11 protein-coding genes are annotated in these 11,982 nt (G+C 71.1%); 2 read left to right on the forward strand and 9 right to left on the reverse strand.

The window, feature by feature from the left end; genetic code table 11:
* The 8 genes from HUX53_RS04530 to HUX53_RS04565 all read right to left on the reverse strand — a co-directional run.
* Positions 1-296: acetate uptake transporter (locus HUX53_RS04530; RefSeq protein WP_176401910.1), on the reverse strand; the 296-nt coding region annotated here is incomplete at its 3' end.
* Between the two features lie 549 nt (positions 297-845).
* Entirely contained in the window at positions 846-1,703 is an 858-nt protein-coding gene (locus HUX53_RS04535; protein WP_176401911.1) for an SDR family NAD(P)-dependent oxidoreductase, read from the reverse strand.
* Entirely contained in the window at positions 1,694-2,668 is a 975-nt protein-coding gene (locus tag HUX53_RS04540; RefSeq protein WP_176401912.1) for an alpha/beta fold hydrolase, read from the reverse strand. The genes HUX53_RS04535 and HUX53_RS04540 overlap by 10 nt, the downstream gene beginning before the upstream one ends.
* A 183-nt stretch (positions 2,669-2,851) precedes the next feature.
* Positions 2,852-4,213 carry a HAMP domain-containing sensor histidine kinase gene (locus HUX53_RS04545; RefSeq protein WP_176401913.1) on the reverse strand — a complete coding sequence of 454 codons (1,362 nt, stop codon included), beginning with the start codon at positions 4,211-4,213 and terminating at the stop codon, positions 2,852-2,854.
* On the reverse strand, positions 4,210-4,893 hold the full coding sequence (locus HUX53_RS04550) for a response regulator transcription factor (protein ID WP_176401914.1): 684 nt from the start codon (positions 4,891-4,893) through the stop codon (positions 4,210-4,212). The genes HUX53_RS04545 and HUX53_RS04550 overlap by 4 nt, the downstream gene beginning before the upstream one ends.
* 311 nt (positions 4,894-5,204) lie before the next feature.
* Entirely contained in the window at positions 5,205-5,702 is a 498-nt protein-coding gene (locus tag HUX53_RS04555; RefSeq protein WP_176401915.1) for a DUF5666 domain-containing protein, read from the reverse strand.
* A gap of 286 nt (positions 5,703-5,988) precedes the next feature.
* Entirely contained in the window at positions 5,989-7,818 is a 1,830-nt protein-coding gene (gene recQ / locus HUX53_RS04560; protein ID WP_176401916.1) for a DNA helicase RecQ, read from the reverse strand.
* 44 nt (positions 7,819-7,862) lie between these two features.
* On the reverse strand, positions 7,863-8,522 hold the full coding sequence (locus tag HUX53_RS04565) for an HAD family phosphatase (RefSeq protein ID WP_176401917.1): 660 nt from the start codon (positions 8,520-8,522) through the stop codon (positions 7,863-7,865).
* A gap of 189 nt (positions 8,523-8,711) precedes the next feature.
* Between HUX53_RS04565 and HUX53_RS04570 the strand changes: the two genes are divergently transcribed.
* Positions 8,712-9,164 (forward strand): hypothetical protein, encoded by a 453-nt coding sequence (locus tag HUX53_RS04570; protein WP_176401918.1) that lies wholly within the window; start codon positions 8,712-8,714, stop codon positions 9,162-9,164.
* Between the two features lie 82 nt (positions 9,165-9,246).
* Positions 9,247-9,624, forward strand: coding sequence for a phage holin family protein (locus HUX53_RS04575; RefSeq protein ID WP_176401919.1), 378 nt, complete (start codon positions 9,247-9,249; stop codon positions 9,622-9,624).
* Positions 9,625-9,838: 214 nt separating this feature from the next.
* Here HUX53_RS04575 and HUX53_RS04580 read toward each other — a convergent pair whose 3' ends face one another.
* A complete protein-coding gene (locus tag HUX53_RS04580; RefSeq protein ID WP_176401920.1) occupies positions 9,839-11,455 on the reverse strand; it encodes a hypothetical protein in 1,617 nt (538 codons plus the stop codon).
* Between the last annotated feature and the right edge of the window lie 527 nt (positions 11,456-11,982).

An 11,982-nucleotide genomic window follows, 5' to 3' on the forward strand; every position in this document is an offset into this window, starting at 1 on the left:
CCGCCGGCGACGAGGACGACGTACAGGCCGAGGCCGATCCAGAAGCCGCCGTACGACGCGAACGCCGTGCAGCCGAACACGTTCCGGTTGCGGAACTCCCACATGCCCGCGAGGAGCTGGACGAGGCCGCCGTAGGCGAAGGCGTAGCCGAGCCAGGCGTCGGTGCCGTCGGTCCAGCCGGCGTTCTTGGCGGACAGGAGGAACGTGGTCAGGGCGAAGGCCGCCAGCCCCAGTGGCGCGGGGTCGGCGGCGGCGGGCGGTGTCTGCGGGGTCGACTCTTGCTCGACGTGGGTCATGGTGCCTCCTCGGTGGAGTCCCATCGCCGTGTCTCGCTCGGTCTCGTACGGGCCGGGCCAGGATGGACGAAGGAATGCGACAACGGACGTCGGGGAAGGCCGCACCGGCGGGAACGTCGTCCCATAGTGATCCGACCTCACCGTCATGCCAGGCATCCGGCGCTATTCGGACGGCGTCAGATGCGTCCCTGAACTGCGGAGACCGTTATCCGGACGGTCCCGTTTCGGATCATAACTCCGTTGGCGCGTCCGGTCAGGACCCTGTTCGCACAATATTCCCGACGTATCGCCGCAAAGTCGCGTCATCAAAGTTGAATTGGGAGGGTACGGGCCTTCTCGGTGCCGGACGAGGTGATCGATATGGGGTGATGCGTCCGCGCTCATGGCGGTGCTTTGCCTGCCGTCCAGGACGCCTTTGCCGTGGGGGACGAGAGTTTAACTTAGTAGTGCGAATTATCGACAAGGCATGGTAAGGATGTGACCGGTCACCGTGGGGTACCGAAGGGGCCACGGTGACGGGTGTTATTAGACGAGCTAGACAACAGGTGCTCAGTCGACCACGGCGTCGCTGAAGGCCGGCGGATCGCCCAGCATGGCGCGGTGCGAGTGCGGCCGGCGGCCGTCGAGGTCGGTGACGCCCAGCTCCGCGCCGAGCTCGGCGCCGATGAGCACCTGGCCGGTCCAGCGCATCCGGTCGGGGTGGCGGGCGAGGGCGTCGATCACCCGTCCGCTGAACTCCGGCGTCTCGGCTCCGGCCGCGAACGACTGGTAGCGCTCGGGGACGCCCTCGAAAAGGGCCCTGTTCCGCTCGGTCTTCAGCAGGCCCATCCAGAGGGAGACGGCGGCGACGTCGTAGGGCTTGAAGTCGACGGCCATGTCGTGGGCCATCTTGTCGACGGCGGCCTTTCCGGCGCCGTAGGCGGGGCCGTGCATGTAGCAGCGTCCGCCGAAGGACGAGGTGTTGACGACGAGCCCCGCGTTGTTCTTGATGAGCAGCGGAGCGGCGTAGTAGCTCGCCACATATGCCGAGCGCATGCCCACGTCGAACATGCTCTGGAGGGCCAGCGGCTTTTCCCAGAATGGGCCCTTCCGGGACAGTCCATCGGGAATGGTGAAGGCGTTGTTGACGAGAATGTCCAGCCCGCCGGACTCGCGTTCCACCTGCTTGAACAGGGCCTCGACCTGGGCGTCATCGGAATGGTCGCAAATCACCGGGATACCATTGCCGCCGCGATCGGTGATCTCCTGCGCGGTGGCGAAGACCGTGCCGGGGAGTTCGGCTTCGGCGCGCGTGCGTCCGGTCACGTACACCGTCGCCCCGGCCTCGCCCAGGGCGAGCGCAATTCCCTTTCCGGCGCCGCGGCTCGCGCCGGTGACGACCGCCACCCGGTTCTCGGTCAGGCCCATTTCTTCATCTCCCCCAGGAATTCCAGCATCGCCGCGGTGGTCTCGCCGGGCCTTTCCATCTGCATCATGTGCCCGGCGTTCTTGATCATGCGGACGGCGCGCAGATCCTCGTGATGATCACCGAGATGGCTCAGCGGGTCGTCTCCGTGCCATGCCTCCAGGTCGACGTCCTGCTCACTGCCGATGAAGTAGAACGGGACGGGGCTCTTCCGGCCCGCGTACGACTTCCGGTACTCCCAGGAAAGGTCCATGGCGCGGTACCAGTTCAGCCCGCCGGTGAATCCGCTGCGGCTGTAGTCGGCGACGTAGAACTCCAGTTCCGTGTCCGTCAGCCATGTCCAGGGGAGCGGCGGCGCGTCGGGGAGGGCATCGATGTAGGTCGTCCCCGGAGGCTTCCGCCAGACGTCGAGGTAGTGATAGTCGCTGGAGAGCGCGTAGAACAGCTTGCGCAGGAACTCGCGGGGCGCGGCGGCGAGGTCGTCGTCGGCGGTGCCGGACGCGACGAAGTAGTGAATGTGGTTGAAGTGCCGCGCGGCCTGGCGGGCGGCGATCGATAGCGGCGGCTCGCCGGATGGCGTGATGAACGGGTTCTCCAGCCCGATGATCGCCGTGATCCGCTCGGGACGGTGATAGGCGAGGTCGTAGGCGGCGTACAGGCCGAAGTCGAGGCCACTGAAGACCGCCTTCTCCGCGCCCAGGTGGTCGAGGAGGCCGGTCACGTCGGCGATGATGCGGTCCGGGGCGTACTCGTGCGGGTCCGCCGGGCCGCTCGTCTGCCCCATACCGCGCATGTCGGGCACCACGACGCGGAACCCGGCGTCCGCGATCGGCCCGATCTGGTGCCGCCAGCTGAACCAGGTGTGTGGGAATCCGTGCAGGAGGACGACGAGCGGCCCGGTCCCCTGCTCCACATAGTGGACGTCGAGACCGTTGATCTTCGCGTACCGATGACTCCAGCCGGCCATGCTGCGATTCCTTCGGGGGCTGCGGGACGATCCGCGACCGACTGTGCAGGACGCCCTCACACCCGACACCGCACTGTCCCGCTCAGTGGGAGCACCGCCCGCCGTCCAACAGTTGCCCCGGCTCTGTCGGCGATGGGACGTGGGTCGTCGTCTGGGGCTTTGCTGCTTCCGGCTACTGGTCGCCTAAGGGGGCGTGCCGTAGCCGTGCGCGTTCGGGCGGGGGAGAGTAACCCGGATTGCTGTGCCGGTGCCCAGCTCGGTGAGGATTTCGGCTCGGCCGCCGTGCGCGGCGGCTATGGCGTCCACGATCGGCAGGCCGAGACCTGTTCCACCGGTGCCCTTGGCTGCGCGGTGGAAGCGTACAAAAGCGCGCGCGGCGTTCTCCGGTGACATGCCCGGCCCCTCGTCGACTACCTCGATCAAACCTGGGGCCAGACGGACGGTCACGGGTGTGCCGGGGGGTGTGTGGGCGCGGACGTTGGCGAGTAGGTTCGCGAAGACCTGGCGTATGCGCGCCTCGTCGACGTTCGCGATGAGTGTGTCCGGGGCGTCCAGCCTTACCGGACGGTCGGGTTCGGCGGCGGTCGCGTCCGCCACGGCGTCCCGCGCGAGGGCTGCCAGGTCCGTCGGAACCGGGTTCAGGGACGCTTCCCGGTCGAGGCGCGCCAGCTCCAGAAGGTCGGTGACCAGGTCGTTCATCCGGCGGGCCTCGCCCTCGATGCGGCGCATCGCGTCGGGCAGCTCGTCCGGCCCGAGGGCACCGTGCCGGTAGAGCTCCGCGTAGCCCTGGACGGTGGTCAGCGGCGTCCGCAGCTCGTGGGACGCGTCCGCCGCGAACTCGCGGACCCGCGCCTCGGACCGGCTCCGCGCCCAGAACGCCTGCTCGATCCGCTCCAGCATCACGTTGATCGCGGCGGCGAGCCGGGCGGTCTCGGTGCGCTGTCCGGGGCCGGGCATGCGGGCGCGCAGGTCGCCGCCTGCGGTGATGGCGTGCGCGGTGGCGGCCATCCGGTTCAGTGGCAGCAGGCCGCGGCCGATCAGCCACCGACCGAGCACGATGAGGACGGCGAGCAGCAGCGCCGCCGTCGCAATCTCCGACAGCACCAGGTTCCGCACGGCCGAATGGATCTCGCCGAGCGGGGCCGCCACGACGACGATGCCGTTCCGCCACGGACGGGCCACGGCGCGCAGGCCGGGCAGGGAGAACGGTTCGAGGCCGCGGGCACGGGCGGCCAGCTCGTCCGGACCGAGCTTCTCGATCGCGGTCACGGCGCGTTCGGGGTTCGGGTCGTCGCCGCTGAGCACCCGCGCCCGTCCGTCCTGGCCGACCGCCAGCACCACGAACTGCGCCGGCGCCACCCCCTGCTCGGGGAGGCCGGGACGCAGCAGCCGGGCCACAGCGCGGTCGCGGGTCGCCTGGAGCTGCTCGTCCACGCGGTGCATCAGGTACCCGTTCAGGACGAGCGCGCTGACCAGGCCCATGATCGCCAGCCCGGCGGTGGTGACGGCGAGCAGGCCGGCGAGCAACCGGGCGTTGAGCGTCATGGCCGCAGCGCGTAGCCGACCCCGCGCCGGGTGTGGATGAGCGGCTCGCCGAGCGGGTCCAGCTTGCGCCGCAGGTAGCTGATGTAGGTCTCGACGACCTGCGGGTTCCCGTGGTCCCAGCCCCACACGCCGGCGAGCAGCTGGGCGCGGGACAGGACGACGCCCGCGTTCCGCATCAGGTAGGCGAGCAGCCGGAACTCGGTCGGCGACAGGTCGACGTCGACGCCGCCGCGCCGGACCGTCCAGTGCGCCTCGTCCAGTTCGAGGTCGGCGACGCGCAAGACGGTGTCCGGCGAGGACGCGGCCGGGGCGACCCTGCGCAGGACGGCCCGCACCCGCGCGATCAGCGCCTCGATCGAGAACGGCTTGGTGACATAGTCGTCACCGCCGAGCGTGAGGCCCGTGACCGTGTCGGACGGCGTGTCGCGCGCGGTCAGGAAGATCACCGGGACCTGGTCGCCGTCCGCGCGGAGCCGCCGGCACACCTCGAAGCCGTCCATGCCGGGGAGCATGACGTCCAGCAGGACGAGGTCGGGCCGCTCCCGGCGGGCGGTGCGCAGGGCGTCCTCACCGGTGGCGGCGGTGACGGTGGTGAAGCCGTGGAAGCGCAGCGCGACCTCGATGAGGTCACGGATGTTGGCCTCGTCGTCCACGACGAGCACCCGCCGGCTCTCGCTCATCGGCCCCATTCCGCTGGAGGTACTCCTCGCCCGAAGGTACCGCCCGCGTTCCGCGCCTTCCCCAGTCTCACGCTTTATGGCCTTTTGGCGCACCTGACCACATGCGCACCCAGCCCCCGCCCGGTCGCTGGACGGTCGCCCATGCCGGATGGTCGCCTATGCGGATGGCCGTCTATGCCGGGCGGTCGTGCATGCCGGATGGTCGCACATGCCGGATGTCGCACATGCCGGATGGCCGTCTATGCCGGATGGCCGTCCATGCCGGATGGTCGCTCATGCCGGATGGTCGTGCATGCCGGGCGTCGGGATCCTTAACGCTTTTTGGGGACGCGGATCAGGCGGGCGGTGCGGGTGTCGCCGGAGCGTTCGCCGGCGACGAGTACCTGGTCGCCGTTGGCGAGGTTCTTCAGCGCGGACTTGTCGCCGTTCTTGCGCACGCGGGTGTCGTCGTTGGCCGTCCACGTCCAGGAGACGCCGTCGTCGCTGCGGACGGTGAGCCCGCCGGACGAGACGGACGTGATCTTGCCGCGCTGCCAGGTGGCGAGGTGGAAGCCGTCCTTGCGCTTGACGGTCGCCTCGCCGTGAACGCCGCGGAGGGCGCGCGCCCGCCAGAACGGATGGCCCTTCCCGGGGTGACCGGCGCGGCCGGGGTGACCGAGGCGACCGGGCTGGTCGCGGTGCTCGGACGGAGAGGCGGACGGGGACGGGCTGGGGTCGGCGGCGGACGCCGGGACGGCCAGGTACAGGCCGAGGCCGAGAAGCCCGGCGGCGCCGAGCCCGGCCGCGATGGTCTTGCGATTGGTTCGCATACCGCTCATGCAACCGCAGACGTCTGGCAGAACCCCGCCCCGCTCCCTGAGAGAACCCTGAGAATCACCTCCGGACCCGCTGCACGTCCGGCCAATGCCCGACTGCACGGTCGGTGGACCGAGCGGCCAAAGCTTGAGATCCGCACGGGCAGAAGGATCGGGAGTGCGCGCGGGCCGTTGGCCCGACCTACGACGAGGGGCGGCACATCGCCGAGCTCGGCCAGGCGGATCCCGCGCCTCTCCCCGCTCGCGGACCCAACTCCGTGTCGCTTGCCACGTTGTCGTGTCAGTCGGAGGCGGTGAGGGTTTCCAGGACCTGGTCGCCGTACTTGGCGAGTTTGTTCTCGCCTACACCGTTCACCTGTGACAGTTCGGCGAGGGTCGTGGGGAGGGCGGTGGCTATTTCGCGGAGGGTGGCGTCGTGGAAGATGACGTAGGCGGGAACGCCCTGTTCCTTGGCGGTCGCTGCGCGCCAGGTGCGGAGGCGTTCGAAGATGGGCATGGCCTCGGCGGACAGGTCGACCGGGGCCTTGGCCGCCTTGGCGGTCTTCGCCGCCTTCGCGACGGTGCGTTCGGGTTCGCGGCGCATCATCACCTTGCGCTCGCCGCGCAGGACGTCGCCGCTCGTTTCGGTTTGCAGCAGGGTGCCGTGGTTGCTCTCGACGGCGATCAGTCCCTGCGCGAGGAGTTGGCGGACGACGCCGCGCCATTCGGCCTCGCGCAGTTCCGTGCCGACGCCGAAGGGCTTCAGGGAGTCGTGGTCGAACTGGATGACCTTGGCGCTCCGCTTGCCGAGCAGGATGTCGATGATGTGCCCGGCGCCGAACTTCTGGCGGCGTTCCCGGTCGAGCCGCACGATCACCGACAGGACCTTCTGGGCGGCGACGGTCGCGTCCCAGGTTTCGGGCGGGGTCAGGCACGTGTCGCAGTTGCCGCACGGTTCGCCCGATTGGCCGAAGTAGTCGAGGAGCTGGACGCGGCGGCATTCGACCGTCTCGCAGAGGGCGAGCATGGAGTCGAGGTGCAGGCTCTGGCGGCGGCGGTGCGCGGCGTCGCCCTCGCCGCCGTCGATCATCTTGCGGAGGTTGACGACGTCCTGCAGGCCGTAGGCGAGCCAGGCGGTGGACGGGAGTCCGTCGCGTCCGGCGCGTCCCGTCTCCTGGTAGTAGCCCTCGACGGACTTGGGCAGGTCGAGGTGGGCGACGAAGCGGACGTCCGGTTTGTCGATGCCCATGCCGAACGCGATGGTCGCGACGATGACCAGGCCGTCCTCGCGCAGGAAGCGCGCCTGGTTCGTGGCGCGCGTTCCCGCGTCCAGGCCCGCGTGGTAGGGGAGGGCCTCGATGCCGTTCTCGGTGAGGAAGGCGGCGTGCTTCTCGACCGAGTTGCGGGACAGGCAGTAGACGATGCCCGCGTCCCCCTGGTGCTCGGTCTGGAGGAGGCGCAGGAGTTGGCGTTTGGCGTCGGTCTTCGGCTCGATCCGGTACTGGATGTTGGGACGGTCGAAGCTGGCGACGAAATGCCGCGCTTGTTCGAGTTGGAGGCGGGATGCGATCTCGCCTCGGGTCGCCTCGGTCGCGGTGGCGGTGAGGGCTATGCGAGGGATGTCCGGCCAGCGCTCGTGCAGGCCGGACAGCATCAGGTAGTCGGGACGGAAATCGTGCCCCCACTGCGACACGCAGTGCGCCTCGTCGATCGCGAACAGGGAGACGTTGCCGCGGTCGAGCAACTCGACGGTCGGGCCGAGCTTCAGGCGCTCGGGCGCCAGGTACAGCAGGTCGAGTTCGCCCGCGACGAACTGGGCTTCGACCACTCTGCGCTCGTCGAGGTCCTGGGTGGAGTTCAGGAAGCCGGCCTGGACGCCGAGGGCGCGCAAGGCGTCCACCTGGTCCTGCATGAGGGCGATGAGCGGCGAGATGACGATGCCCGTGCCCTTCCGGACCAGCGCCGGGATCTGGTAGCACAGCGACTTCCCGCCGCCGGTCGGCATCAGGACGAGCGCGTCCCCGCCGGCGACCACATGCTCGATGATCTCCCGCTGGCCGTCCCGGAACGCGTCGTAGCCGAACACGCGCCGCAGGGTGTCGAGCGTCTCCGGCGTCTCGGGGGAAGTCATCGGCCCATACTACGAACCGCCGCCGACACCCGTCCCCGGAACGTTCACCTGTGGATAACCTCCACCAGATCCGGGGTCACCTCGTCCAGTCCGGACGCCACGTGCGCGGCCAGCGCCAGCGCGTCGGACGCCGCCGGATGCGCCGGACGCGGGATCGCGATCACCGTCATCCCGGCCGCGTGCGCCGAGCGGAGCCCGTTGCTGGAGTCCTCGATGGCGACGCAGCCACCGGCCGGGACGTCCATCTGGGCGGCGACGGCGAGATACCCGTCCGGTGCCGGTTTGCCGTATTCGACCTCCTCGGTGGACACGGTCGCGCGGAACAGGACCTCCACCCCGAGTTCCCCGAGCACCAGGTCGATGAGGGCGCGCGGGGACGAGCTGGCCAGGCCCAGCGGCCGGTACTTCGCCATCCGGCGGACGGCGTCCTCGGCCCCCGGCAGCAGCGGCAGCCCGTTCGCGTACCGCTGCGACATCTGGTCGATCACCTCGTAGGCGACGTCCTCGGCCGTGACGCCGTCCACGAGGTCGGTGGCGATGTAGGCTGCCCACTCCTCGGTGCTCATGCCCATCAGCCGCTCCTGGGTGTCGGGCAGCCAGCGCCCGCCGTGGTCGGCGACGTAAGCGCGCCGCACCTCCTCCCACACCGGCTCGGAGTCGATCAGCACCCCGTCCAGGTCGAACACGATGGCCTGCGCGGACATGGGCCCCTCCAGCGGATCTTGGTGCGCGACGTCCCGTCCGATACCCCGGGCGCGGGGCGGGAACCACGCGCCTTCCCGCCGGACGGACTTACCGGATTTATGCCGCGAATGCGACATGATCCCGTTTCAGTCTGGCATCGTGGGGATCCTCCGTTCCCCCTCCGGAGTCACTGCAGAGGAGATCTGCCCATGGTGTTCCTCGGTTTTCTCCTGGGAGCCGCCGCCATCGCCGTCGGTGCCGGCGTCGTCCTCGACAACACCGACAGCGCCCGGCTCGCCGTCTTCGACCAGGACGTGCCCGGACTGAACAACGAGTGGCAGGTGTTCCTGGCCGGCGCGGGCGTGGCCGTCGTCCTCGTCCTCGGCCTGATGCTCACCTGCACGGGCGCCGCCCGCCGCATCCGCAACCGCCGCGACCTGCGCGACCTCCGCGAGGAGCACCAGGAGTCGCTGACCACGCTGGAGATGGAGAAGCGCCGGCTGGAGCGCGAGCTCGCCCGCGTCCGGCAGGGCCCGGGCCGGCGGAACGCGCAGCCGCAGCCGCAGCCCGCGCCCGCGTCGCCGCCGGTGCAGGGCGTCCGCGTCGCGGGCGGACGGTCGCGGATCCCCGCCACCTCCCCCTTCTTCGAGCGCGGCGAGTAGTCCGCGGTGATGACCGCGCCGCCCGCCCGAATCGTCACGTAGAGGGATGCCGGGCGCGGCACGCCCCGGACATGATCGTGGTGTGCGTATTCTTCTCAAAGTGGGCATCACCGCGGTCGCCCTGTGGGTCGCCACGGTCCTGTTCGCCGGCATCTCGCTCGGCGACCAGACGACCGGCCGGCGCATCCTCACGCTGGTCGCGGTCGCCGTCATCTTCGGCCTGGTCAACGCGGTCCTCAAGCCGATCATCAAGACGCTCGGCTGCGCGTTCTACGTCCTCACGCTGGGGCTGATCGGCCTCGTCGTGAACGCCCTGCTGCTCCTGCTGACGAGCGAGGTCGCGCAGCGCCTCGACCTGCCGTTCCACGTGGACGGCTTCTGGGCCGCGTTCTGGGGCGCCATCGTCGTCGGCGTCGTCGGCTGGCTGCTGCACCTCTTCCTCCCGGACGACGACGACTGACCCCGCGCGCCGCCCCCCGCCCGCCTGCTTGCGCCGCCCGCTTGCACGGCCGCTCGAGCCGCCTGCTTGCACGGCCGGGCTCCGCGCCGCCAGGCTTTGCGCGGACGGGGCTTTGCGCGGGCGGAGCTTCGGCGGCCGGGCTTTGCGCGGGCGGGGCTTCGCGCGGCCGGGGTTCCGCGCGGCCGGGGTTCCGTGCGGCTTGGGCTTTGCGCGGCTAGTCCTCGGTGGCGATGGACGCGCGTTCGAAGGGGCCGCGCACCAGCCGGTCGCACGGTCCGCCGGCGTACTCGCGGTACTCCGGCGGACGGGACCCGGGCGCGCCGACCAGCACCCACCGGTGCGTCCGGACGGCCCCGATGAGGAACTCGGCGTCCGTCAGCGCCCCCGCGTCCGCGACGATCAGCGCGTCGAACTCCTGGCCGGAGCCGGTGAGCGCGGCGCCGAGCGGCGTCCCGACGACGACGTCGGCGGTGCGGAGCAGGACCTCGCTCTCCACCGCCCGTCCGCCCTCCATGTAGCCGGTGAGCTGCTCGATCCGCGCCATCGCGCGCCGCTGATGCGACGGGACGACCTCCGGGTCCTCCGCCGGATCGGCGCCGCAGATCTCCGCGACGTTCTCCCGCGTCCGCGACTCGGTCTGCGTGGCCGTCTCCAGATCGCTGTCGCGGACCGCCATCTCCTCGGCGGCCTCGGCCGTCCGCCGGTCGAGCGTCGCCGTCATCTCCTCGGCGTTCGCCGTCGCGCTCTCCGCGTCCGTCCGGGCGCGGGTAGCCGCCGCGAGCGCCTCCTCGCGGGACGTCCGGGCGGCGGCCACCCGGTCCTCGATCTCCTGCGCCGCCTGGTGCGCGGTGCGCGCCCGCAGGCCCGCCTCCGTCGCCCGCTCCACGGCCGCCGACGCCAGCCGCGCGTGCTCCTCGTGCTCGGCGCCGGCCTTCTCCCGCTCCGCCGCCAGCCAGGTCAGCTCGGTGCCGAGCCGCTCCTGGGCCTCCTTCGCCTGCTCAAGCCGCGCCCCGCCCTCGGACACGAACGACGCGAGTCCCCGGCGCACCCGCTCCGCGTGCTCGGCCGCGTCCTTGGCCTCCCGCGCGCGCTTCGCCGCCTCGTCCGCCTCCCGCGTCCGCGCCTTGACCTCGTCGCGCAGGCCACGCAGCTCGGACGGTGGCGACGCGACGTGCAGCCGCTGCCCCAGCGTCATCTTCCGGCGGACCCCCGACAGCGCCGACTCCGCCGAAACCAGCCGGTAGTAGGACGCGTGCCCCTCGGCGGCGGCGTCCGCGTCCGCCGCCGTGAGCCGGTGCGCCTCCTCCGCCGCCGCGGGCAGCGCCTCCCGCGCCCGCGCCAGCTCGTCGGTGAGGGACGCCTCCGCCTCCCGCGCCCCCTGCAACTCGGACTGCGCCGTCTTCGCCCGCTCGTCCAGCTGCACGCAGCGCGCGTAGGACGCGTCGGCCGTCCGCGTCTGGGCGGTCGCCTCGTCCGCCGCCCGGTCGGCCTCCACCCGGAGCCGGTCCGCCTCCGCGCGCGGCTCCACCAGCTCGGCCTCGGCCTCCTCCTGGACGGCCGCGAGCCGCTCCGCCTCCGCCTCGGCCTCAATGGCGAACCGCTCCGCCTCGGCCGCCGCGTTCCCCGCCTCCTCGATACCGTTCCGCAGCGCCGCCCGCTCGGCCTCCAACTCCTCGCCGCGCCGCAGATGCTCCGCCTGGACGGCCTGGAGCGCCGCCGCGTCCCGAGGCCACTGCTCCAGCCACATCAACCCGCGCCGCAGCAGCCGCACCTCCGTCTCCCAGGCCTGCCGCCAAGCCTCCCCAACCGGCCGCAGCGCCGCCCCCCGCACCCGCACCTCCGCCGCCGAAGGCCCTTCGCCCGACAACGAGGCAACCCCCTCATCCCGCGTCAAACCAACCGCGCTCTCGCCCTCTCCCATTTCGGGCGGCAGCGGAGGAAGCCCCTCGACCCGCGTCACGCTGGACGCACTGCCGTCTTCATCGTGCTCGGACGACGCAGCCGACTCGTTCTCCCCGGTTTCGGGCGGCAGAGAGGGAAGCGCCTCGGCGCGCGTAACAGTGGACGCGCTCTCGTCTTCTTCGGGCACGGGCAACGGGGACGAAAGCGACTCGTCTCGTCCCGCCTTGGTTGTGCTGTCGTCTCTCGGGAGCGGAGTGGACGTGGACGTGGATGGCTCGGCGCGCCCCGCGTTGTCGTCTTCTCCGGTTTCGGGTGGTAGCGAGGGAAGCGGCTCCGCGCGGGTGACGGTGGATGCGCTCTCGTCGTCTCCGGGGAGCGGGGCGGTCGTGGGTGGTTCGGCGCGGGTTGTGGTCTGGGCCCTATACACTACTTACGCCGCCGTCGACGAAGCAAGAG

Source organism: Actinomadura sp. BRA 177 (genome assembly GCF_013372625.1).
Classification (GTDB): Bacteria; Actinomycetota; Actinomycetes; order Streptosporangiales; family Streptosporangiaceae; genus Spirillospora.

Coding starts and splice junctions, on each gene's coding strand:
- HUX53_RS04540 (WP_176401912.1), bottom strand. CDS start 2,668: ATGGCCGGCTGGAGTCATCGGTACGCGAAGATCAACGGTCTCGACGTC.
- HUX53_RS04545 (WP_176401913.1), bottom strand. CDS start 4,213: ATGACGCTCAACGCCCGGTTGCTCGCCGGCCTGCTCGCCGTCACCACC.
- HUX53_RS04555 (WP_176401915.1), bottom strand. CDS start 5,702: ATGCGAACCAATCGCAAGACCATCGCGGCCGGGCTCGGCGCCGCCGGG.
- HUX53_RS04535 (WP_176401911.1), bottom strand. CDS start 1,703: ATGGGCCTGACCGAGAACCGGGTGGCGGTCGTCACCGGCGCGAGCCGC.
- HUX53_RS04570 (WP_176401918.1), top strand. CDS start 8,712: ATGGTGTTCCTCGGTTTTCTCCTGGGAGCCGCCGCCATCGCCGTCGGT.
- HUX53_RS04550 (WP_176401914.1), bottom strand. CDS start 4,893: ATGAGCGAGAGCCGGCGGGTGCTCGTCGTGGACGACGAGGCCAACATC.
- recQ (WP_176401916.1), bottom strand. CDS start 7,818: ATGACTTCCCCCGAGACGCCGGAGACGCTCGACACCCTGCGGCGCGTG.
- HUX53_RS04565 (WP_176401917.1), bottom strand. CDS start 8,522: ATGTCCGCGCAGGCCATCGTGTTCGACCTGGACGGGGTGCTGATCGAC.